The sequence below is a fragment of the Candidatus Desulfofervidus auxilii genome, from assembly GCA_030262725.1.
In the GTDB taxonomy this organism is placed as follows: domain Bacteria; phylum Desulfobacterota; class Desulfofervidia; order Desulfofervidales; family Desulfofervidaceae; genus JAJSZS01.
The window spans coordinates 118233-139299 of sequence record JAJSZS010000002.1 but is presented as its reverse complement, the minus strand read 5'-3'; the positions used below and the strand labels follow the sequence as shown (position 1 = coordinate 139299).

Sequence of the window (21067 nt, the reverse complement as noted above, 5' to 3'; positions counted from 1 at the left end):
TTATTGTCTAAAAAAAGAAGATATTATAAACTAACCACATGAACTTAAGGAGGATAATATGAAAATAATAGTAAGTGCTGAAGGACCGTCAATTGATGCGCAAGTATCGTTAAGATTTGGGCGAGCCCCTTATTTTATTTTTGTAGATACAGAAACAATGAATGTCGAAATACTTGAAAATCCTTTTGTCAACCAAATGAGCGGTGTAGGTATTCAAGTAGCACAATTAGTAGCAGAAAAGGGGGTAGAGGTTATAATAACGGGTCATGTAGGGCCAAAAGCATTTGAAGCATTACGGCAAGCAGGCATCCAAATAGTGAGTGTAAATGGTGGTTCAGTGAAGGAAGCTATTGATGCATTTAAAGAGGGCAAATTAAGTAGCGTTAGTGCAGCAACAGCACCTGCTCATAGTGGTGGTGGCTGGGGACGTGGAATGGGCATGGGTATAGGTATGGGAATGGGAAAAGGCTGTCGCTGGAGTTCATTACCTTCACAAACAAATCCAGATGAGCTTAGGTTACTCAAAGAACAAATGGCACAGATGCAAAAACAACTAGAACAAATTGTTAAAAAATTGGAAAACTTAGAAAAGAAAGGTAAATGAATCAAGAGTTAATGCAGCGTATTTTTTCTGCTTTAACTCAAGTAATAGATCCAGCTACAGGTCTAGATGTTATACGCATGCGCATAATAGAAGATTTGCGTGTAGATAACGAAGGTAATGTAAGTTTAATTTTACATCCCACTTCCCCTGTATGTCCTTTGGCATATAAGGTAGCGGCTGATATTAAACTAGCTATTAAAAAAGTTGATGGTGTAAAAGATGTAAATATAAAGGTAATAGATTTTCAAGATGCAGAAAGGCTTGAGGCTATGCTTAAAGAAATTTAGATTCAGGAGACAATAATGGCAATATTACCTATTGTGAAATATCCTGAACCTATTTTAAAAAAGCCAGCTGCACAAATAGAAAAGGTTACAAAGGAAATTCGTCACCTTCTAGATGATATGGCTGAAACTATGTACAGTGCTTGTGGTGTAGGGCTGGCTGCTCCTCAGATTGGTAAGTCTTTGCGTTTAATTGTGCTTGATCCAACAGGAAATGAAGGTAAACAGCTTATTACCTTGGTAAATCCTATAATTGTTGCAGGTGAAGGAGAGATTGAAGGAGATGAAGGCTGCTTGAGCTTGCCAGGTGTAATATGTAATGTTAAACGCTTTGCTAAGGTAAGAGTAAGGGGAATTGACCCTGTAAAAGGAAAAACAATAGAAATAGAAGCTGAAGGCTTTTTGGCACGTATATTTCAACATGAAATTGATCATCTAGAAGGGAAATTAATCTGGGATAGGTTAGGAATGTTGAAACGGGAGTTTTACAAAAGGAGATATTTAAAGCAATTTAAAAAATGAAGATTATCTTTTTTGGTAGTCCTGAGTTTGCTATCCCTTCTTTTAAAGCTTTAATAGAAACAAAGGAAGATGAAGTTATCGGTGTTGTTACTCAACCTGATAGACCTAAAGGAAGGGGAAGAAAATTAACACCACCACCAATAAAAATTATAGCTCAACAATATAATTTGCCAGTTTATCAGCCAGAAACTGTGAAAGATGATAATTTCATCAATCTAGTTAAAACCCTTGCTCCTGATTTACTGGTAGTGGTCGCTTTTGGTCAAATTTTACCAAAAGCACTTCTTTCTATCCCACCACATGGTGCTATTAATGTACATCCCTCCCTTTTACCTAAATACCGTGGAGCAGCCCCTATTCAATGGGCAATTATCAATGGAGAAACAATAACAGGTGTAAGTATTGTTCGGATTACACCACGTTTAGATAGTGGTGACATTTTATTACAAAAGGCGGTACCTATTGGACCGGAGGAAACTGCTGGAGAATTACATGATGTTTTAGCAAAATTAGGAGCAGAATTACTTTTAGAAGCTATTCGTGGTCTTAAAAAAAGTACATTAACTTCTATACCTCAAGATGAAAGATTAGCAAGTTATGCTCCAAAATTGAAAAAAGAAGATGGGCTAATTGATTGGGCAGCTTCGGCTAAAAAAATTGCTTGTCTTATACGTGGACTTGATCCTGTTCCTGGTGCCTACACTTATCTTGATGGTAAGCTTTTAAAGCTCTTTCGACCAAAGGTTATTCCATTTACACCAAAGGATACTCCTCCTGGTACTATTATTGAAGCAAAACCTGAAGGTATTCAGATTGTTACTGGCGAAGGTATTTTATTAGTAAAAGAAATTCAATTAGAAGGAAGAAAACGCCTAGCTGTATCTGAGTTTATAAAAGGTTATCCTAAATTAGTAGGAAAAAAACTAGGTAGTTAAAAACTTCCAAAACAGCTTGCTTTATATCTTGTGAGTGTGTTTTCACCTTTTAGGTGAAAGGCAATTTTTCAAAATCACTTTATTATAGCACATTACGTGGTTTCTTGTATGGCAAACAAGGATTTTGGTAAAGATTATACTTGACAAATTGTTTAATTTATGTTTTAAAAAACAATTAAAATGATAAAGTGTATTTGGTAGAACTGAAGATTCTTATTAAAAAGGAGGAGGTGTGCAATGTCAAATTTAATAATTGAAAGGCCTTTACCTCATGGTGGTAGACTTGTGGAAAGAGTTGTAAGGGACCCTGAAATAGGAAAGAAAATGGCAAAAGGATGTCCTGCTTATGACATTAAGCCTACTTTACATTTTGAGACTGGTGTACCAGTGAGGAATGTGTATAGGGAAATAATGTCCATTTGTTATGGCTTCTTCAGTCCTGTAGAAGGATCTATGACACAAGCTGAGGTAGAAAGAATTTTAAAAAAAAGAAGGCTTTTAAATGAATGGATTTTCCCTTATCCTTTGGTTTTTGACATTAGCAAAGAAGATTATCAAAAATTAGGTGTTACTGTAGGCGACAGAGTGCTTTTAAGACTTAAAGGAAAACCTTTTGCTGTATTAGATGTAGAAGAAGTTTATGAAATTGATCCTCCCGAATTAGCTGATAAAACTTTTGGAACACCTGAGGATAATCCAGAAGTAGTAAGAGAAAGGTTTGATAAGAAACATCCAGGTTGGGTTATTTATCGGAGTTTAAATCCTATTGTATTAGCTGGGAAATATACTATTATTAATGAACCAAAATTTAGACCACCTTTTGACAGATTTTGGTTACCTCCGAGAAAATGTAGGGAAAAATTTGATGAATTAGGTTGGAGAACAGCAATTGCTCATCAAACTAGAAATGTCCCTCATGTGGGTCATGAATTCTTAATGAAAAATGCTGCTTATACAGGTGATGTAGAACCTTGCCATGGTATCTTAGTAAATGCTATTATTGGTGTGAAAAGAAGAGGCGATTACCCAGATGAAGCCATTGTTGAAGGGCATGAAGCAGTACATACTGGAGGTTACATTAAACCTGAAAGACATTTAGTAAGTATATGCCTGTGGGATATGAGATATGGCAATCCATTAGAGTCTCTCCTTCATGGTATTATTAGACAGAATATGGGTTGCACACATCATATGTTTGGAAGAGACCATGCAGCAGTAGGTGAATATTATGATATGTATGCTACTCAGATCCTATGGACAAAAGGTATTCCTAGTTTTGGTTTTGATAAGCCACCTACAGAAGTACCTTATGGATTACACATTAGACCTCAAAATATGAAAGAATTTTGGTATTGTCCCAAGTGCGGTGAGATTGCATACAGTGATAACTGCAATCATACTAAAGAAAAACAAAAATTTAGTGGAAGTTTCATCAGAGGTATGGTAGCAGAAGGTATCTTTCCACCTGGGGTTATATTCAGACCTGAAGTTTATAAAGTAGTTGTAAAGTGGTGGAAGCATTTTGGTTATCCTTTCTGCAATGAAAAGTATGTAAAAGAAAAAGAAAAGAATTTAGAAGTAGATTTACCAGATATGGATATTTAAAATTAAGGAGGTAAAAAATGGCTCATTTCATGGTTTTGCTTTTAGATGAAAAAAGATTGAATGCATTAAAAGGTAGTGGGGTTGAAGATAAAATTATAGATTTATTTGGAGGGGCATTAAAAGGTCTCAATATAGAGGTACCTGAAGAGCTTGAAAAAAGAATTATGGAAGAATTCGCTTCTGCTAGAATTGATTCTAGAGGTGCAATTACAGATGTACCTGTAGCATTTAATAGAGCATTGTTTGAAGAAGTTGCTAAACAAAAATCTGTTGGGCCTGAAGTGATAGAAGGAGTTTTAAATCGTATAAATGAAGTTAAAGAAGCTGCAGCAAAGGAATCAGAATATCTTCCTCCCCCTGATATAGAAGTTTAATCAAAAATAAAATTTTAAAAAGCCGCCTGTTTTAACAGGCGGCTTTTTTTCTTAATGAAAGAAAAAAACATTATTGAGCTTTTTAAAATAATAACAAAAGATTTAACTGTCCCTTCTTTTGTAAAAAAAGGTATAGGAGAAGATGCTGCTGTTTTAGAGATAGGAGGCAGTTATTATCTTATTACTACTGATTTATTAATAGAAGATACTCATTTTAAACAAAAATGGATATCTCCATTTGCTCTTGGTTATAAAGCACTTGCAGTTAATTTAAGTGATATTGCTGCTATGGGAGGAAAACCAGAATATTTCCTTATCTCTATTGGCATCCCAAAGGATTTTTCTTCTAAAGACATAGATGAATTAATTAAAGGACTTAAAAAAATTGCTCAAAAATATCAAGTTTTTCTAATTGGAGGAGATACAGTAAGGGCAGAAAAAATAGTAATAAATATTACAGTTTTAGGAAAAACTGAAAAAAAGCCATTTTTCCGTTCTGGGGCTAAAGTTGGAGATATAATTTTAGTAAGTCGTTTTTTAGGAGATGCAGCAGCTGGTTTAGCTATTTTAGAAAATAATTTAAATCAAAAAGATTTTTTATCTTTAATTAATGCACATCTTTTCCCTGAACCAGAAGTTGATTTAGGTCTTTATCTAGCCGAAACACAATTAGTACATGCTGCCATAGATATCTCTGATGGTATTGCCTCTGATTTGATGTGGATTTGTGAAGAAAGTAATGTAGGGGCAAAAATTTATAAAACAAAAATACCTATTTCTTCTATTTGTAAAAAAGCAGCTCATAAATTAAATAAAAATCCATTAGAATGGGCATTGAGTGGTGGTGAAGATTATGCCCTTTTATTTACTATACCACCTAATGCTTTAAAACAAATAAAAGAAGGCATATGGAAGAAATTTAAAAGAGAAGTATTTGTTATTGGAGAGATTACTGAAGGAAATAAAGTTTTATTAGTTTCAGAGAAAAAAATTATAGATATTAGTGGGAAGGGATTCTCTCATTTTTAAGCTTTAATGTTGGTTGACCAAATAGGGCAAATTTTAGCCAATCAAAGGCTAATTTTAAAAGAAAAATATCATTTTTTTCAATTTTTCTTAAATGTTTTGGTGTTAAATCAAAACGATTGCAAAAACTACTTTTTAACACAAATTCTCTAAAACTATCTAAATTATAACAACTCATAAAAAACATTTTTGTTTCTTTTACAGTAAGACCAACAGGACGAATTTTGTTTTTTAAAAAAATCAATTCAGCAAAAAGTGCATTCATCTCTTCATATTCTTTAAGACCTTGAGAATTAATCCATTCACCCACAGTTATTGTTTTTTTTGTCTGGAAGCCTAAACATTCAGGTTCTTTTATAAGAAAATAAACACGTTTTTTAGATGAAAAACCACTTCCTAATGGATAAAGACGACATACACTAGGACGATGAGAATAAATCAAACAGCCCTTTTCACCTAAAAAAGGACAATTTTTTTGTTTTTTTAATTTTAACATTGGAAGACCAATATTTTCAGGAAAAATAACTTCAGTATATCTTTCTAAAAAGGATTCAGAAGAGATATTTAAAGCCTTTTTTAAACGCAAAATATCATAAGGAGTAAGTATAACTTCAAGTCTTTTGCAACATTCTGTAAAACAAGGAAGCCCTGGATGACAGGCAAATTGAAACTTATCTTTTAGGTTAACTACAGGCCATCTTAATTTTATCACAAATAGACCTCAAAATTTGCTAATCTTTTTAATGCTTTTATTTTTTCTGTATATCCTATTTTTGCCGAATTAACTGCTTCTTTTAAGATCTCAATACTTTGATCATAAAGACGACGATTAACTGGATAAGGATGACCATCTTTACCCCCATGAGCAAAGGCATAGCGAGCTGGATCTTTAAAACTTGGTTTAGCACCATAAATAACTTCAGCAATTAAGGATAAAGCCCTTAAAGTTTTTGCTCCTATTCCTTTTATACCCAATAAAGATTCAAAGTCTTTAGGTGAAGCATTTATTGCTTTTATTAAATTTTGTTTTAGCTTTTTTAAATCTATATCACTAATTAAAATTTGATGATGAGCTGGTAAATGTAAAGTAGTAATTTTTTGCCATTCTTTAACAAGTTTTTCTGGATCTTCTTTAAGAAGTTCAACACTACCTTTTCTTGTTCCCTCACTTTCTTTTGCTACTAGATTTAAAACAAAATTTTCTTTTTTCATACTACATATAGCAGCATGAGGATCGCAAACAAAGCTTTTTACTTTTTCTCCTAACCAATGATAACGTCTCGCATAACCTGTATTTATATTCATCCCTTGCTGTATTACTGACCAGTCACCATAAATAGTAAAAAACAAAGAATGATGATAAAGTTGATATCCATCTTGCAGTGCAATATTATCTACTTTAGCACTTAACCGACTTGCCTTTATAAATGGAGTTACTTCTATTCCTAATTTATTACCTATGTTAAATAATTCTTCTGGTGTTTTTAAAGCGGTTTTCCCTTTACCTCCAACAACAAATAAACCAATTTCTTTACCTATATCTTTTAATGCCTCTTTGATCGCACCACAAACAGTAGTAGTAACCCCACTACTATGCCAATCAAAACCTAAGACACAACCAAATGCCTGAAACCAATATGGATCAGAAAGACGGCGTAAAATTTCCTTTTGACCATATTCAAGACAAAGAAGATATAAAATTTCTCTCGCCAACTTGACCATCCTTTCAAAAAGCCAAGCTGGTGCCTTACCACTATGAAGAGGTAAATAGGCAATACCTGTTTTTCTCATTCACCTATTACAGTAATTTCAATTCTAACATGTCTTCCAGACAAACCAACTTCAATAAAAAATAAACTTTGCCAAGTACCTGTAATAGGCTTTCCATCTCTTACTGGCAAAGTGTGATCAGGTGGTAAAAGCATGGAACGTAAATGAGAATGAGCATTAGCAGGATGGTGCCAACCTTTACCTTGAGGAGTTATTTCTTCTAAAAGGTGCTTTATATCATGAATAAGATTTGACTCAAGTTCTGTTAAAGCAAATACTCCAGTTGCATGTGGTGCAAAAACATGAACAATGCCATTTTTGATTCCAGATTCTTTTACTACTTGTACTATTAATGGAGTTAAATCTACAATATCACCTGGTTCCTTTGTACTAATGGTAAGAGTTTTTGTAAAAACCATAATTTTCTCCTAAATAGAAGAAATTTTTAAATCATCAACGCTTTTAATTAATTCTTTTTCTAAATCTACAATAGCAATGTTTCGCATTGGTTTATAAGCATGAGAGGTAATAAGTGTTAAGCAACGACCTTCAAAAATAATTGGTTGAATATGTGGTTGATGTGCCCTGATTAAAACATTATAACCAAATTTTTTCATAACTTTTTCAAAATAATCTTTTCCATAAACAGGTCTTCCCCAAAGATTTCCAAAAAAATCACCTGGTCTATCAGCAAAATCACCCCAAACCATTTGATACCAAGCCTCGCTACCTATCTCAGCCTTAAGTATATCTTCAACAGAAGAAAGATTTGGGGGAACACCATGCACTGCTAAGATACCATTTTTTGTCACTGCAGCAAATGGTAATAAAAGAAATATTTCTTCAAATTTTTTCCTTTCTTCAGAAGATAAACTTTCCCAAAAGTCTGCAGGTTGAAATGGTAAAATGGGATAACCCTCATGATTTCCCATTAAAAGGAAAATTTGCTCTGGTGATTCTAATTTTTTTTCTAATAAAAGCTCTATGTTTTCTCTTGAATGTTCACCCCTATCTACATAATCTCCAAGAAAAATTAAGACATAATCAGATTTGTAATAAAGGCGCAAAACAGTTTCTGTTGCGTTTAAATCTCCATGTGTATCTCCCACAAATACAGCTTTTCCCTTTGCAGGAAGTCGAATAAGACGTGATTGTTGTTTTAAAATCTCTTTTATTTTTTCCATTTTTTGTATTTTAGCCAAAAAAATTATTTGAGGCAATAAATAAGTTGACAGTTAAACATAAACTTTTTAGCATTAAGTATGCCCGGTAATTCTTTTGGTCAGGCATTTAAGGTAACTACATTTGGAGAATCTCATGGTGTAGCCCTTGGCGTTATTATTGATGGTTGTCCACCACAATTGCCCCTTTTAGCAGAAGATATTCAAAAAGAGCTTGAAAAACGCAGACCCGGAAAACGTTTAACCACGCCTAGACGAGAACCAGACAAAGTTGAAATCCTTTCTGGTGTGTTTGAAGGAAAAACAACTGGTACTCCTATTGCACTTATAATTTATAATCGTGATGTAGATAGCAGTAAATATGAAAAAATAAAAGATATTTTTCGCCCTGGTCATGGCGATTTTACTTATTTAAAAAAGTATGGGATTAGGGATTGGCGAGGTGGAGGTAGGGCATCGGGTAGGGAAACAGTAGCAAGGGTAGCAGCTGGGGCTGTGGCTCAAAAAGTACTTGATACAGTTGGAATAAAGGTATTTGCTTATACTGTAGCTTTAGGTGGTATAAAAGCAAAAAATTGTGATTTAAATTTTATTGAAAAAAATTCGCTTTTTTGTTGTGATCCTGAAGTATATGAAGAAATGGAAAAGCGCATTATTGAAGTAAGAAAAATAGGAGATTCTATTGGCGGAATAGTAGAAGTAAGGGCAATTGGATGTCCTGCTGGATTAGGAGAGCCTGTATTTGATAAATTGGATGCAGATTTGGCTAAGGCACTTATGTCTATTGGAGCAGTAAAAGGAGTAGAGATTGGGGCAGGATTCAAAGTAGCAGAAATGCTTGGTTCTGAATGTAATGATGAAATTACTCCAGATGGTTTTTTAAGCAATAATGCAGGTGGTATTTTAGCTGGAATTTCTAATGGAGACGAAATTATTGTAAGGGCTGCTGTTAAACCTATTCCTTCTATTGAGAAAACACAACGTACCATTACTACAAAAGGTAAACCAACTACCATTTCTATAACTGGAAGGCATGATATTTCTGCTATTCCTAGGATTGTGCCAGTATGTGCTGCTATGGTGAGATTAGTATTAGCTGATCATCTTTTACGACAGAGGATGATAGATGAAAACACCTAAAACTATCGGTATTATTGGTGGGACTGGTCGCATGGGACAATGGTTTAAAGATTTTTTTGAAAAAAAAGGCTATGAAGTATTAAGTGCAAGCCGAAAAACTACACTTTCTCCTCAAACTTTAGCAGAAAAATGTGATGTAGTAATTATTTCTGTTCCTATAGACGTCACTGTTGAAACTATAAAAAAAATAGGGCCATTTGTACGAAAAGATGCTTTACTTATGGATCTCACTTCTTTAAAAAAAGCACCTGTTGAAGCTATGTTAAAATATAGTAAAGCTGAAGTGATAGGAACCCATCCTTTATTTGGACCAGGTGTAGAATCTTTAAATGAGCAAGTTATCGTAATTTGTCCAGCTAGAGGAAAAAACTGGCTACCTTGGATAAAAAAAATTTTTTCTGAAGCAAAACTTGAAATTACAACACCAGAAGAACATGATGCAATTATGGCTGTAGTACAAGCCTTACCTCATTTTCTTTTACTCGCTATGGGTCTTACATTAGCTGAATTACCTTTTGCTAATAAGGCCATAAATCATTATGCTACACCTACTTTTCAAACTATATGGGAAAGAATAAAAAACCTTGCTAAACAAAATCCCAAAATCTATGCCTCTATTCAGTTTGAAAACCCTTTTTATCAAAAAGAAGTATTTCCTCTTCTCTGCCAATCTATACATGTCTTAAAAAATATTATAGAAAATCAAGACAAAAAAAATTTTGTCGAAATATTTGAAAAAATTTTTCAATTAACAAAAAAATTAAATGATTAACTCTTTATAGAAAATTCTTTGATAATAGCCTTCAAGGCTTCTATCCTTTCTGGTTTCAAATAATATCTACCTGGTTCATCAATTTTACTACCAGCATCTTCCTCAATTACAGCCTTTTTAAGCAAAATCAAACGTTTTTTGCCTTCTTCTGTCAAATTTAATTTCTCTTCTAAAAGAACCATTTCTACAGGTCTTAACTCTTGTTTTTCAATAAAAGAAAGTGATTTGTCATTTTTAAATTCTTCTGGCAATGGGCCAAGCTTGCGCATAACAAGAATATTTCTTTCTTTATCAACAATAATATATGCATCATTAAAATCAATCATGTTTATTTTATTATCAAAATAATAGTTATTGTCAAGAATTTTTATCTAGTTTATTATAGTATAAATGAAACCTGAATCTAAACTTGAAATTTTAAAAAAAATTTATAATTTTTATGATGATTATGTAAAAAAATTTGTCTTTATCTGTCAACCAGGTTGTCATGCTTGCTGTACTCAAAATGTTCTTATTACTAGTTTAGAAGCTCTTTATATTATTTTGCATTTAGAAAACCAAAAAATTTTAGAAAATATAAAACCAATTCAAAAAGGGCTAAGACCTCATTACACTACAAATGAACTTGCCTATTATTGTTTAAAAAAGAAAGATGTTTCTGAAGAAGAGGAAACATATCCTCAATTACCTTGTCCATTTTTAGTTGAAGGAAAATGTCTTATTTATTCTTTAAGACCATTTAGTTGCCGTAGTTTTTTCTCTCAAGAAAGATGTGATTTAATTGGTGAAGCAGTAGTTCCCCCTGAATTATTGACAGTAAATTTAATCATAATGCAAATACTTGAACATTTAGATGACTCTGGATGTTATGGCAATATGAATGATGTAATCTCATTTTTAAAAGATAAAACAAATTTAGAAACATATTTAAAAGGAAAAAAACTTTCTCTTACAGAAGGTCTTTTGCCAAATAGACCTATACCTGGCTTCCTTTATCCTCCTGAGCATCGGAAGGAAGTAGCAAATATTTTAAAGCAACTTAAAGAAATTCGAGCCTTTGACCCTACTTCTCTTCCACCTTTGGTAATACCAAGAATTTTTTAAATTAAAATATTGCCAGTATAAAAAGCATGTGATAAAAATTATTTGTACGGGGCGTGGCGCAGACTGGTCAGCGCACCTGCCTTGGGAGCAGGGGGTCGGCGGTTCAAATCCGCCCGCCCCGACCAGAAAAACTATTAATCTTTTTTATTTTGTTTAATATTTTTCTTTTAAGATCTTCAACCAGCTGATAGTGAGTGATTAAGGAGTTTTTGCATATGTCAGATTCAGGATTGAAAGTTAACAGCCACTTAGAAAAAACATCTAAACCTTCTTCCAATTAGCACTAGGCCAGCTAACCTAGAACCAAGGAGCAACATAGTGCAAGGCACATGAACAGAATGTACTCTTGCATAGTCCCATACATTAGCACCAAATTCTCCTTCGTCCCCTTCATCAAACCATAGCGTAACTATAAATGTCCCACTGTCTTCCCAGTAACCACTGTCACCATCATAAACGGAATTGTAAAGATCTCCTCTATCTTCAGCCCAATCTCTTTTGGTCTTGTTATATAAGTATAAGAATGCACTTACTTTACTCTCTGCCCATTCGCCTAGATATTGAGTGCTTAATTCCTGTGTAAGGTAATATTTCACATTTTTTCTATACTACTTATTGACGCCTTACTAAATAGCCAGCCAACATCCTACTAACCTACCTGACAATTTCAGTTCTTTTTCCGATATAAAAAATACTGCTATGAACACCGTATTTCTCAAAGTTGAAACAAGAAAATCTTGGAGATATAAGTTAACCTTTAATTTGAGGGTGCCAGCAATGAAAGAATCAATCCGAAAAACACTTACCCTTCTTGATAATCCTCACGCTAATGCCCGTATAATAGCCGCTGAAATTTCTCGTGATCCCGGACTTTCCGCTCATATTCTTAGAATTGCAAATTCTCCATTTTATGGAATGAGATTTAGAGTTTCATCACTTTCCCATGCTGTTATGGTTCTAGGTCTTACTGCCCTTAAAGGAATATTAGTTATGATGCACCTTTATGAATTACAGTATCCACCATCTATTAGAAAATTTCTTAATACTATCTACAAACATTTAACAAAATCTGCATTGTTAGCTCATGAGCTTATAGCTATTATACCCTTACGTGAAAATATTCTAAAAGGCCCTGAGATAGCTACAGCAGCCTTACTCCATGATATTGGAAAAGCAATTATTGCCTTTAATTTTCCACACTTGGTAGCTGCTATTTATACATCTGATTCTGCCACTCATATAGAACGAGAAGAAGCAAAACTGGGCTTTAATCATCAAGATGTCAATCTGGCTCTATCAACACGCTGGGCATTTCCAGACGTGCTCTCAATTCCTCTTTCATACCATCATAATTTATCTGATGCTCCTTCTGAACATCTAACTTGCGCCATTATCCATCTTATTGACATGATTTTAAACAACAGAACACCCAATTCATTAGCGCTTGAAATTGTCGGATTGAGCAATATAGATTTTGATCAACTAAAGAACAAACTTATACAGAAAATGTCATCTAATGCATTAAAAGCAATTTTCTAATCATTTCTCTCTTTGCCATGCTACATAGATAAATTTTGCTCCCTCTAAATATTTCATCTCAAGTTCTCCTTTATGCGCACGTGCAACAGCTTCACCTACTCTGCGAGCCAAACTATCATCAGTAAAATTGAAAACAAGACCTTCTTCTGTTTCTTCTGTATTTATAAGTTTTTTTACTGGAGAACGTTCTATCTCTTCTTCAATAATATTATTTACTAAGTTTAAAATTTCTTCTCTATGTTCTTCAAAATAACTGCCTGAAAATACAACTACTCCAGCAGGATATTTGTCCCTAATCCGCCGACAAGCAGGGCATAAATATTCATCACTATTAGGAGGAATTTTTTCTCCTTTTTCAGGCCAGACCCAACGCCCATCTCTATATATGGCTTGACAGTTTGGACAAACAACACCATCTGGATATTTTTTTTCTTCATAATAAGGGTCATGAATTTTTTCTTGAATCAATCGGTCTTTACGCATTATTTCCTCCTTTTTTGCCATAGGCAAGATATTCTTGATTACCTTTTGCTCCTAAGATAGGTGATGGTATTACTCCTATTATATGAAAACCAAGTTTTTTACAAAAATTGACTATTTCTTTTACTGCTTCCTGTCTTATTGCTTCATCTCTCACAATGCCCCCTTTTCCTACTTTTTCTCTTCCTACTTCAAATTGAGGTTTTATCAAAATAATTATTTCTCCTTTAGGATTTAAAAACTCTGTCACTTTTGGTATAACTTTTTTTACTGAAATAAAGGAAACATCAACAGTAGCAATATCTATTGGTTCAGGAATTTTTTCCTTTGGTAAATATCGTATATTTTGACGTTCAATTAATATAACTCTTTTGTCTTGACGCAATCTCCAGTCTAAAAGACCATAACCTACATCTACAGCATAGACCTTTTTTGCCCCATGTTTTAAAAGGCAATCAGTAAAACCACCTGTAGAAGCACCAACATCTAAAGCAATTTTATCTTTTAAATTTATATTAAAATTTTTAATTGCTGCCTCAAGCTTAATCCCTCCCCGGCTAACATAAGGATGATCAGGAGATTTAAGTTCTATTAAAGAAGTAACATCTACTAAAGTACCTGCTTTATCAATAACTTTTTTATTTACTAATACTTGACCGCAAAGGATTAAAGCCTTTGCCCTTTCACGACTCTTTGCTAAACCTCTTTCCAAAAGCAACTTGTCTAATCTTACTTTTTGTCCCATATTTTAAAAATAAATTCTTTGCTATTTGATAAACTCCTTCAACATCAAGACCATATTTTTTACGCAAAAGTGATTGTGGGCCATGTTCAATAAAGACATCAGGCAAACCTATTCTAAAGACAGGTGTAAATATTTTTAAATCAGAAAGAATTTCAAGCACAGCGCTTCCAAATCCACCAAAAAGGACATTTTCTTCTATTGTAATAATAGCTTTAAAATTTGGTGCCATTCTTTTAATTAAATCCTCATCTAATGGTTTAACAAAACGAGCATTAATAAGGGCAGGATAAAAACCTTCAGATTGTAAACGACTTACAGCCTCAAGAGCAGGTATTACTACTTGTCCAATAGCAAGAATAAGGATATCTTCTCCCTCTACCAATACCTCTGCTTCTCCAATAGATAAAGTTTTTAAAGGCTCATCACATGATACACCAACTACTCTACCTCTAGGATAACGCAAAGCAATAGGGCCTTCATATTCTAAAGCTGTCTTTAACATATGTCGAAGTTCATTTTCATCTTTTGGAGCCATTACTACCATATTTGGGATTAAGCGTAGATAAGAAAGGTCAAATGTGCCATGATGGGTAGGGCCATCTTCACCAACAATACCAGCTCTGTCTATAGCAAAAACTACAGGTAATTTCTGTAAGCATACATCATGAATGATTTGATCAAATGCTCTTTGCAAAAATGTAGAATAAATAGCTACTACTGGACGTAAACCAGCAGCAGCCATACCAGCTGCCAATATAACAGCATGCTCCTCAGCAATACCTACATCTAAAAATCTTTCAGGAAATCTTTCTTTAAATAAAGAAAGACCTGTACCTTCAGGCATGGCGGCTGTAATACCCACAATTCTTTCATCTTTAGCAGCTAATTCTAAAAGTGTTTCAGCAAAAACTTGTGTATAAGTACGTGTATCTTTTAAATTATTTGTTTTTTCTGGAACAAGACTAAATTTCCCAATACCATGAAATGCTGTTGGGTCTTTTTCTGCAGGTTTATATCCCTTTCCTTTTACTGTTAAGACATGTACAAGTATTGGCCCTTCTCTTTCTTTAACATGTAAAAATGTCTTAATAAGTTTTTCTAAATTATGGCCATCAATAGGACCAAGATAATCAAAATGAAAGGCAAGAAATAACATACCTGGAGTAAAAAAACTCATAAATGAATCCTCACTGCGTTTTGCCCACTGAAGCAAACTTTCACCAGCTGGTAAAGATAAAAAGAGTTTTTCTATTTCTTTTTTAAAACGACGAAATGAACGACTAGTAAGCTTACGACTTAAAAATCTAGAAATAGCACCTACATTAGGAGAGATAGACATAGTATTATCATTTAAAACAACAATTAAATCCTTATCCAATTCACCTGCGTGATTTAAGGCTTCAAAAGCAAGTCCACCTGTCATTGCACCATCACCAATAACAGCAATTACACGGTGTTTTTCGCCTTTTAAATCACGAGCTATAGCCATTCCTAAAGCAGCTGAAATAGAAGTACTTGCATGTCCTGTACCAAAAACATCAAAAGGGCTTTCCTCACGTCTAGGAAAACCACTTAAACCACCATGTTGTCGTAAGGTATGAAATTTATCACGACGACCAGTAATAAGCTTATGAGCATAGCTTTGATGCCCTACATCCCAAATAATCTTATCTTTTGGTGTATCAAAAACATAATGTAAAGCCAAAGTAAGCTCTACTACCCCTAAACTAGGGGCTAAATGACCTCCTGTCTTTGATACTGTTTCAATGATTGTTTGACGTATTTCTTGCGCTAATTCTTTTAATTCTTTTATACTTAAATGTTTTAAATCAGCAGGAGAATTTATCCTTTCTAAAATCACTTTTTTCTCTCCTTGATATAATAAGCTAAGGCTCTTAAAGGATCAGCCTTTTTATCAAAATTTTTTAAGGCTTCAATAGCCTTTTTAATACAATTCTCCGCTGCCATTTTTGCCTTTTCCAAACCTAATAAACTCACATAAGTACTTTTTTGTTTTGCTTCATCACTACCTGCCATTTTTCCCATTTCTTTTGAATTTCCCTCTACATCTAAAATATCATCTACAATCTGAAAAGCAAGACCAATCTGATGAGCATATTCAGAAAGAGCTTTTATTTCTGAAAAACTGCCTCCACCAATAATTGCACCACTTTTTACTGAAGCAATAATAAGAGCACCTGTTTTATGTCTATGCATATTTTCTAAAGTTTCCATATTTATTTTCTGTCCAGTAGCCTTTAAATCCATTACTTGACCAGTAATCATCCCTTTATAACCAGCAGCAGTAGCAATAATATTGATTACTTTTAACAAACGATCTGCACTTATTTTTTCCAATAAACTGGGATGTGAAAGCAAATAAAATGCCTGTGTAAGCAAAGCATCACCAGCTAAAATAGCCATAGCTTCACCAAATACTTTATGACTTGTGGGTTTACCCCTACGAAAATCATCATTATCCATAGCTGGTAAATCATCATGAATGAGAGAATAAGTGTGAATCATTTCTAAAGCACAGGCAATTGGTAAAGCTATTTCTTCTTCTCCTCCAACTACTTTACAGGCTGTAAGACAAAGAATAGGACGTAAACGCTTTCCACCAGCAAAAAGGGTATATCGCATTGCCTCAAGTATCTCTTGATAAACTCCTCCCTCTTGAGCTAAATAATTCTCTAATGCTGTTTCTACTATTGCCTTTTTTTCTTCTAAATACGTCTTTAAATCAAATTCCATCACTCTACCTGTGTATCAGTAAGACTTGACTCAGGATTAAAAGGTTTTGTTTCAAACTCTCCTCTCTCATTTTTTACAAGTAATTCTACCTTTTTTTCTACTTCATCAAGCTTTTGCTGACAATAACGGATAAGATTCATTCCCTCTTCAAATAGTTTTAAAGATTCTTCTAATGGAATTTCACCTGCCTCTAACTTTTTAACAATCTCTTCTAAACGTTTTATAGCTTCTTCAAAAGGAAGTGTCATATTTTTCCTCCGTTTTTGCTCTTATTTCACCATCTGCTAATTTAATAAGCATTTTCTCTCCTAAATTAACTTGATTTACAGATTTAATAAGCCTTTTTTCAGGGAAACTAAAGGCTAATGCATAACCACGTTTTAAAACATTAAGGGGGCTTAATGCATTTAATCTTTGTTCCATTTCTCGCAATGTTTGCTTTTTACGAGATAAAAGGTGCTTATAACGTAAAATAATCTCTTTTTCTTTCTGAGAAAAAATTTCACTATATTTTTGAAGCTGACGTTTAGGATGACAAAGAAGAAGTCTTTCCATTAAATTTTTTAAAATAGTATAGCGCCTTTCCTGAGCATGTTGTTGTAAACGCAAAAGAGTTTGTGTGAGTTCATCTAAACGCAAACGATAAGTTATAAGTTGAGGTCGTCTTAAGCGATTTAAAAAATGTTCAATATGTAATTTTGATGTCTCTAATTGTTTTTTAAAAGTCTGAATCATCCTTTTATAAATATCCTCAAGAAAAATTCCAAACTCTTCTTGCTTTTTTCCAATCATCTCTGCCGCAGCTGTTGGTGTGGCTGCCCTTATATCGGCAACCATATCTGAAATAGTAAAATCTACTTCATGACCAATAGCTGAGATAATAGGAATATGTGAGGCATGAATAGCTCTAGCTACAATTTCTTCATTAAATGCCCAAAGATCTTCTAATGAACCACCACCACGAGTAAGAACAATCAATTCAGCCCATCCTAAACGATTTAAATCAAAGATTGCCTGTGCTATTTCTTTTGCTGCCCCCTCTCCTTGTACTCTGACAGGATAAATAAAAACATGAATATTTTGAGATTTTTTAAATAAAATACGTAAAAAATCTCTAATAGCTGCCCCAACAGGAGAAGTAATAACAGCAATGCGTCTAGGTAAAACAGGAAGGGGCTTTTTTATAGCTTGATCAAAAAGCCCCTCTTTGCTAAGTTTTTTCTTTAACTGCTCAAAAGCTAACTGTAATGCACCATAACCTTTTGGCTCTAAATATTCTACAACTAGACGGTAATTACCATGAGGAGGATAAACAGTAATACGACCTTGACAAATAACTTTAAGTCCGTCCTCTGGTTCAAAATGAAGTAAGCGCCGTTGATTTTTAAATAAAATAGCAGAAATTTGTGCCTTATCGTCTTTTAAAGTGAAATAAAAATGACCAGAAAGGGGACAGCGGCTATTAGAAATTTCTCCTTCTACCCAAACAAAAGGAAATTCAGTTTCAAGAATTTGCCTTATGGCTTCAGTTAATTCACTAACAGTATAAATGTGTGGGCGTGGAACAGAAAAAAGAGAAAGTTCTTCCATAAAAACTTTTTAACATATTTCAAACTGCTACTCAAGATTTAAAAACTTGACAGGAAATAGTTTTTTAGAGATGATGTATTTAATTGGCTTGACAAAGAAGAACAAGCATAATATACAAATCGGGTTTTGATAAGGAGGGGAGGATGAAGCTGAGGGAATATGAAACAGTAATAGTATTAGACCCAGAACTTTCTGAAGCAGAAATAGAAAAAGTATTATCAAAATTTGAAGAAATTATAAAAAAGCATAATGGAATAGTTAAAGAGATAGAAAAATGGGGTATTAAAACTTTGGCTTTTAAAGTAAAACATAAAAGAAAAGGCTATTATGCTGTTTTCCATTATTATGGAAGACCAGAAACTATTGAGGAAGTAGAAAGAAACATTAAAATAGATGACCGTATTATAAGATTTCTAAGTTTTAAAACATCTAAAAAAGAGATTGATAGCTCTCAAATAGAAGTAAAAGCAGCATAAAAATAAGGAGGTGATTTTATGACTACAAATAATGCTACAAAAAGGAAATTTTATGTTAGACGTAAATTTTGTAGATTTTGTGCTGATCCAAATCTTAAAATTTCTTATAAAAATGTAGATGTCTTAAGACAATTTATTACAGACAGAGGCAAAATCATTCCTAGACGCATCTCTGGCAATTGTGCCAGACACCAAAGACAACTTACTTTAGCTATTAAAAGAGCACGTCATCTTGCCCTTTTACCTTATACTACCATTGGCCATAGATAAAATGGAGGAAAAAAATGAAAGTGATTCTGAGGGAGGATATTCCTTCATTAGGTAAAATGGGCGATTTAGTAGAGGTAGCAGATGGTTATGCACGAAATTATCTTATTCCACAAAAGAAGGCCATTCCTGCAACACATAAAAATATAAAAGCTATTGAAGAAGAAAGAAAAATACTTTTGCGAAAACGGGAAAGGGAAAAACATAGAGCTGAAGCTTTAGCAGCTAAATTAGCAACTATTACTTGTGAAATTTTAAAACAAGTAGGAGAAGAAGGAAAAATCTTTGGATCCGTAACTTCTATGGATATTGTGAAAGCATTAGAAGAAAAAGGAATAACTTTAGACAAAAAGAAAATACTTTTAGAAGAACCTATCAAACGTATAGGAGAGTATGAGATACCTATCAAATTACATTCTGAAGTTCAGGCATTTTTGAAGATAAAAGTAGTAGGAGCCTAAATGAAAGTAGCTACAAAAGTTAAAAATATTGATTTTTTTCAAAAAAGTTTACCACATAATCTTGAAGCTGAACAAGCTGTTTTAGGTGGAATTCTCATTGACAATGAAGCCCTTTATCAAGTGTTGGAAACAATAAAAGATGAAGACTTTTATAGAGATACTCATAGAAAAATTTTTCGAGCCTATTTAGAGCTTTTTGAACAAAATCAGCCAATAGATTTAGTTACTGTAAGTGAATATCTTCAAAATAAGGGAGAATTAGAAGAAATTGGTGGTGCTACTTACTTAGCTTCATTAGTAGAAGCTATTCCTACTGCTTCTAATATTGCCTATTATGCTAAAATTGTTAAAGAAAAAGCTATTTTGAGAAAACTTATTGCCTGTGCTTCAGAGATTATTGAACAGTGTCTTTCTTCTACAGATGATGTAGAAGAAATATTAGATAGGTCTGAACGAGCAATTTTTGAAGTAGCTGGACAACGTATCCAAACACCTTATTTCCCTTTAAAGGATATTATTAAAGATACTTTTGAAACTCTACAGTCATTTTCGCAAAAAGGTAATTATATTACTGGAGTACCTACAGGTTTTACAGATTTTGATAGACTTACTTCTGGTTTGCAACCAGCAGATTTAATTATTGTAGCAGGACGTCCTAGCATGGGTAAAACAGCCTTTGCCCTTAATATTGCTGCCAATGCTGCTATTAAACATCGAATACCTGTAGCTGTTTTTTCTTTAGAGATGTCTAAAGAACAAGTAGCAATCCGTATGCTTTGTGCTGAAGCAAAAGTAGATACTCAAAAATTCCGCTCTGGTTTTTTGGCAGACCATGATTGGCAATTATTAACTGAGGCAGCTACCCTTTTATCCGAAGCCCCAGTTTTTATTGATGATACACCAGCCATCTCAATCCTTGAATTGCGAGCAAAGGCTAGACGCTTAAAATCAGAACACAATATTGGTTTAGTTATTGTTGATTATCTCCAATTGATGAAGGGAAAAGGACGTGCAGAAAGAAGAGAACAAGAAATTTCTGAAATATCTCGTTCTTTAAAAGCTTTAGCTAAAGAACTCAATGTACCAGTTGTAGCCCTTTCACAATTAAATCGTCGTGTAGAAGAAAGGGAAGATAAAAGACCTCGCTTAGCAGATTTAAGAGAATCTGGCGCAATAGAACAAGATGCAGACTTGATTGTCTTTTTATACCGAGATGAAGTATATAATCGACGCGAAGACAATCCTAACCGTGGAATTGCTGAAGTTATTATTGGAAAGCATAGAAATGGTCCTATTGGTAAAGTAAAATTAGCCTTTTTAGATAAATTTACCTCCTTTGAAAATTTAAAAGTAGAATATGATGAGACTTTTGAAAACTGGTCTCATGATTCTGAAACTCAGTAATATTTTATCTATCTATCGAGAAATCTATATTTTT

26 protein-coding genes and 1 tRNA gene are annotated in these 21067 nt (G+C 33.5%); 16 read left to right on the top strand and 11 right to left on the bottom strand.

What is annotated here, in order from left to right; translation table 11 throughout:
- Positions 1–58: 58 nt before the first annotated feature.
- The 7 genes from LWW95_02005 to thiL all read left to right on the top strand — a co-directional run bounded on the left by LWW95_02005 (position 59) and on the right by thiL (position 5353).
- Positions 59–604: a DUF5320 family protein gene (locus LWW95_02005; protein MDL1955816.1), complete on the top strand. Its 546-nt coding sequence runs from the start codon at positions 59–61 to the stop codon at positions 602–604.
- On the top strand, positions 601–891 hold the full coding sequence (locus LWW95_02000; GenBank protein ID MDL1955815.1) for an iron-sulfur cluster assembly protein: 291 nt from the start codon (positions 601–603) through the stop codon (positions 889–891). The genes LWW95_02005 and LWW95_02000 overlap by 4 nt, the downstream gene beginning before the upstream one ends.
- Before the next feature lie 15 nt (positions 892–906).
- Complete coding sequence (gene def, locus LWW95_01995) at positions 907–1410, top strand: peptide deformylase (GenBank protein MDL1955814.1); 504 nt, start codon at positions 907–909, stop codon at positions 1408–1410.
- Positions 1407–2345, top strand: a complete 939-nt coding sequence (fmt, locus tag LWW95_01990; GenBank protein ID MDL1955813.1) for a methionyl-tRNA formyltransferase — start codon at positions 1407–1409, stop codon at positions 2343–2345. Before def ends, fmt begins: the two co-directional genes overlap by 4 nt.
- A 237-nt stretch (positions 2346–2582) precedes the next feature.
- Positions 2583–3950: a sulfate adenylyltransferase gene (sat, locus tag LWW95_01985; GenBank protein ID MDL1955812.1), complete on the top strand. Its 1368-nt coding sequence runs from the start codon at positions 2583–2585 to the stop codon at positions 3948–3950.
- A gap of 17 nt (positions 3951–3967) precedes the next feature.
- The gene (locus LWW95_01980; GenBank protein ID MDL1955811.1) at positions 3968–4324 is read left to right on the top strand and encodes a hypothetical protein; all 357 of its coding nucleotides are present in this window, start codon (positions 3968–3970) and stop codon (positions 4322–4324) included.
- A gap of 54 nt (positions 4325–4378) precedes the next feature.
- A complete protein-coding gene (thiL, locus tag LWW95_01975; protein MDL1955810.1) occupies positions 4379–5353 on the top strand; it encodes a thiamine-phosphate kinase in 975 nt (324 codons plus the stop codon).
- On the opposite strand, the gene LWW95_01970 is transcribed toward thiL, so the two are convergent.
- Genes LWW95_01970 through LWW95_01955 form a run of 4 tightly spaced genes read right to left on the bottom strand, consistent with a single transcriptional unit; the run spans position 5325 to position 8304 of the window.
- On the bottom strand, positions 5325–6062 hold the full coding sequence (locus LWW95_01970) for a YkgJ family cysteine cluster protein (GenBank protein ID MDL1955809.1): 738 nt from the start codon (positions 6060–6062) through the stop codon (positions 5325–5327). The genes thiL and LWW95_01970 overlap by 29 nt on opposite strands.
- The gene (locus LWW95_01965; protein MDL1955808.1) at positions 6059–7141 is read right to left on the bottom strand and encodes a DUF763 domain-containing protein; all 1083 of its coding nucleotides are present in this window, start codon (positions 7139–7141) and stop codon (positions 6059–6061) included. Before LWW95_01965 ends, LWW95_01970 begins: the two co-directional genes overlap by 4 nt.
- A complete protein-coding gene (locus tag LWW95_01960; protein MDL1955807.1) occupies positions 7138–7539 on the bottom strand; it encodes a secondary thiamine-phosphate synthase enzyme YjbQ in 402 nt (133 codons plus the stop codon). The genes LWW95_01965 and LWW95_01960 overlap by 4 nt, the downstream gene beginning before the upstream one ends.
- Positions 7540–7548: 9 nt before the next feature.
- Entirely contained in the window at positions 7549–8304 is a 756-nt protein-coding gene (locus LWW95_01955) for a serine/threonine protein phosphatase (protein MDL1955806.1), read from the bottom strand.
- A gap of 78 nt (positions 8305–8382) precedes the next feature.
- Here LWW95_01955 and aroC point away from each other — a divergent pair, with 78 nt between their 5' ends.
- Both aroC and LWW95_01945 read left to right on the top strand, forming a co-directional pair.
- On the top strand, positions 8383–9441 hold the full coding sequence (gene aroC, locus LWW95_01950; protein ID MDL1955805.1) for a chorismate synthase: 1059 nt from the start codon (positions 8383–8385) through the stop codon (positions 9439–9441).
- A complete protein-coding gene (locus LWW95_01945) occupies positions 9428–10213 on the top strand; it encodes a prephenate dehydrogenase/arogenate dehydrogenase family protein (GenBank protein ID MDL1955804.1) in 786 nt (261 codons plus the stop codon). Before aroC ends, LWW95_01945 begins: the two co-directional genes overlap by 14 nt.
- On the opposite strand, the gene LWW95_01940 is transcribed toward LWW95_01945, so the two are convergent.
- Positions 10210–10539 carry a hypothetical protein gene (locus tag LWW95_01940; protein MDL1955803.1) on the bottom strand — a complete coding sequence of 110 codons (330 nt, stop codon included), beginning with the start codon at positions 10537–10539 and terminating at the stop codon, positions 10210–10212. The genes LWW95_01945 and LWW95_01940 overlap by 4 nt on opposite strands.
- 64 nt (positions 10540–10603) lie before the next feature.
- On the opposite strand from LWW95_01940, the gene LWW95_01935 reads away from it, so the two are divergent.
- The 3 genes from LWW95_01935 (at position 10604) to LWW95_01925 (ending at position 12856) form a co-directional block, all read left to right on the top strand.
- The gene (locus tag LWW95_01935; GenBank protein ID MDL1955802.1) at positions 10604–11317 is read left to right on the top strand and encodes a hypothetical protein; all 714 of its coding nucleotides are present in this window, start codon (positions 10604–10606) and stop codon (positions 11315–11317) included.
- Between the two features lie 47 nt (positions 11318–11364).
- Positions 11365–11442 (top strand) — tRNA-Pro (locus tag LWW95_01930).
- Between the two features lie 652 nt (positions 11443–12094).
- A complete protein-coding gene (locus LWW95_01925) occupies positions 12095–12856 on the top strand; it encodes an HDOD domain-containing protein (GenBank protein MDL1955801.1) in 762 nt (253 codons plus the stop codon).
- Here LWW95_01925 and LWW95_01920 read toward each other — a convergent pair whose 3' ends face one another.
- Genes LWW95_01920 through xseA form a run of 6 tightly spaced genes read right to left on the bottom strand, consistent with a single transcriptional unit; the run spans position 12857 to position 18425 of the window.
- Entirely contained in the window at positions 12857–13339 is a 483-nt protein-coding gene (locus LWW95_01920) for a 60S ribosomal export protein NMD3 (GenBank protein ID MDL1955800.1), read from the bottom strand.
- Positions 13332–14081 (bottom strand): TlyA family RNA methyltransferase, encoded by a 750-nt coding sequence (locus LWW95_01915; GenBank protein MDL1955799.1) that lies wholly within the window; start codon positions 14079–14081, stop codon positions 13332–13334. Before LWW95_01915 ends, LWW95_01920 begins: the two co-directional genes overlap by 8 nt.
- Positions 14020–15942: a 1-deoxy-D-xylulose-5-phosphate synthase gene (gene dxs / locus LWW95_01910; GenBank protein ID MDL1955798.1), complete on the bottom strand. Its 1923-nt coding sequence runs from the start codon at positions 15940–15942 to the stop codon at positions 14020–14022. Before dxs ends, LWW95_01915 begins: the two co-directional genes overlap by 62 nt.
- Positions 15939–16835 carry a polyprenyl synthetase family protein gene (locus tag LWW95_01905; GenBank protein MDL1955797.1) on the bottom strand — a complete coding sequence of 299 codons (897 nt, stop codon included), beginning with the start codon at positions 16833–16835 and terminating at the stop codon, positions 15939–15941. Before LWW95_01905 ends, dxs begins: the two co-directional genes overlap by 4 nt.
- A complete protein-coding gene (xseB, locus tag LWW95_01900) occupies positions 16835–17083 on the bottom strand; it encodes an exodeoxyribonuclease VII small subunit (GenBank protein MDL1955796.1) in 249 nt (82 codons plus the stop codon). The genes LWW95_01905 and xseB overlap by 1 nt, the downstream gene beginning before the upstream one ends.
- Positions 17067–18425, bottom strand: coding sequence for an exodeoxyribonuclease VII large subunit (gene xseA / locus LWW95_01895; GenBank protein ID MDL1955795.1), 1359 nt, complete (start codon positions 18423–18425; stop codon positions 17067–17069). The genes xseB and xseA overlap by 17 nt, the downstream gene beginning before the upstream one ends.
- A gap of 143 nt (positions 18426–18568) precedes the next feature.
- Here xseA and rpsF point away from each other — a divergent pair, with 143 nt between their 5' ends.
- From rpsF to dnaB, 4 genes are read left to right on the top strand one after another with little or no spacing between them, the layout of a single operon-like run.
- Positions 18569–18901, top strand: a complete 333-nt coding sequence (gene rpsF, locus LWW95_01890) for a 30S ribosomal protein S6 (GenBank protein ID MDL1955794.1) — start codon at positions 18569–18571, stop codon at positions 18899–18901.
- Positions 18902–18919: 18 nt separating this feature from the next.
- Positions 18920–19171 (top strand): 30S ribosomal protein S18, encoded by a 252-nt coding sequence (gene rpsR, locus LWW95_01885; GenBank protein ID MDL1955793.1) that lies wholly within the window; start codon positions 18920–18922, stop codon positions 19169–19171.
- A 14-nt stretch (positions 19172–19185) separates the two neighbouring features.
- Positions 19186–19629, top strand: a complete 444-nt coding sequence (rplI, locus tag LWW95_01880) for a 50S ribosomal protein L9 (protein ID MDL1955792.1) — start codon at positions 19186–19188, stop codon at positions 19627–19629.
- Complete coding sequence (gene dnaB, locus LWW95_01875; GenBank protein MDL1955791.1) at positions 19630–21033, top strand: replicative DNA helicase; 1404 nt, start codon at positions 19630–19632, stop codon at positions 21031–21033. It begins immediately after the preceding gene.
- Positions 21034–21067 lie beyond the last annotated feature (34 nt).

Excerpts from the sequence above, each read along its gene's own strand:
- LWW95_02005 (MDL1955816.1), top strand. The coding sequence starts at position 59 with ATGAAAATAATAGTAAGTGCTGAAGGACCGTCAATTGATGCGCAAGTA.
- LWW95_02000 (MDL1955815.1), top strand. The coding sequence starts at position 601 with ATGAATCAAGAGTTAATGCAGCGTATTTTTTCTGCTTTAACTCAAGTA.
- def (MDL1955814.1), top strand. The coding sequence starts at position 907 with ATGGCAATATTACCTATTGTGAAATATCCTGAACCTATTTTAAAAAAG.
- fmt (MDL1955813.1), top strand. The coding sequence starts at position 1,407 with ATGAAGATTATCTTTTTTGGTAGTCCTGAGTTTGCTATCCCTTCTTTT.
- sat (MDL1955812.1), top strand. The coding sequence starts at position 2,583 with ATGTCAAATTTAATAATTGAAAGGCCTTTACCTCATGGTGGTAGACTT.
- LWW95_01980 (MDL1955811.1), top strand. The coding sequence starts at position 3,968 with ATGGCTCATTTCATGGTTTTGCTTTTAGATGAAAAAAGATTGAATGCA.
- thiL (MDL1955810.1), top strand. The coding sequence starts at position 4,379 with ATGAAAGAAAAAAACATTATTGAGCTTTTTAAAATAATAACAAAAGAT.
- LWW95_01965 (MDL1955808.1), bottom strand. The coding sequence starts at position 7,141 with ATGAGAAAAACAGGTATTGCCTATTTACCTCTTCATAGTGGTAAGGCA.
- LWW95_01960 (MDL1955807.1), bottom strand. The coding sequence starts at position 7,539 with ATGGTTTTTACAAAAACTCTTACCATTAGTACAAAGGAACCAGGTGAT.
- LWW95_01955 (MDL1955806.1), bottom strand. The coding sequence starts at position 8,304 with ATGGAAAAAATAAAAGAGATTTTAAAACAACAATCACGTCTTATTCGA.
- aroC (MDL1955805.1), top strand. The coding sequence starts at position 8,383 with ATGCCCGGTAATTCTTTTGGTCAGGCATTTAAGGTAACTACATTTGGA.
- LWW95_01945 (MDL1955804.1), top strand. The coding sequence starts at position 9,428 with ATGAAAACACCTAAAACTATCGGTATTATTGGTGGGACTGGTCGCATG.
- LWW95_01940 (MDL1955803.1), bottom strand. The coding sequence starts at position 10,539 with ATGATTGATTTTAATGATGCATATATTATTGTTGATAAAGAAAGAAAT.
- LWW95_01935 (MDL1955802.1), top strand. The coding sequence starts at position 10,604 with ATGAAACCTGAATCTAAACTTGAAATTTTAAAAAAAATTTATAATTTT.
- LWW95_01925 (MDL1955801.1), top strand. The coding sequence starts at position 12,095 with ATGAAAGAATCAATCCGAAAAACACTTACCCTTCTTGATAATCCTCAC.
- LWW95_01920 (MDL1955800.1), bottom strand. The coding sequence starts at position 13,339 with ATGCGTAAAGACCGATTGATTCAAGAAAAAATTCATGACCCTTATTAT.
- LWW95_01915 (MDL1955799.1), bottom strand. The coding sequence starts at position 14,081 with ATGGGACAAAAAGTAAGATTAGACAAGTTGCTTTTGGAAAGAGGTTTA.
- LWW95_01905 (MDL1955797.1), bottom strand. The coding sequence starts at position 16,835 with ATGGAATTTGATTTAAAGACGTATTTAGAAGAAAAAAAGGCAATAGTA.
- xseB (MDL1955796.1), bottom strand. The coding sequence starts at position 17,083 with ATGACACTTCCTTTTGAAGAAGCTATAAAACGTTTAGAAGAGATTGTT.
- xseA (MDL1955795.1), bottom strand. The coding sequence starts at position 18,425 with ATGGAAGAACTTTCTCTTTTTTCTGTTCCACGCCCACACATTTATACT.
- rpsF (MDL1955794.1), top strand. The coding sequence starts at position 18,569 with ATGAAGCTGAGGGAATATGAAACAGTAATAGTATTAGACCCAGAACTT.
- rpsR (MDL1955793.1), top strand. The coding sequence starts at position 18,920 with ATGACTACAAATAATGCTACAAAAAGGAAATTTTATGTTAGACGTAAA.
- rplI (MDL1955792.1), top strand. The coding sequence starts at position 19,186 with ATGAAAGTGATTCTGAGGGAGGATATTCCTTCATTAGGTAAAATGGGC.
- dnaB (MDL1955791.1), top strand. The coding sequence starts at position 19,630 with ATGAAAGTAGCTACAAAAGTTAAAAATATTGATTTTTTTCAAAAAAGT.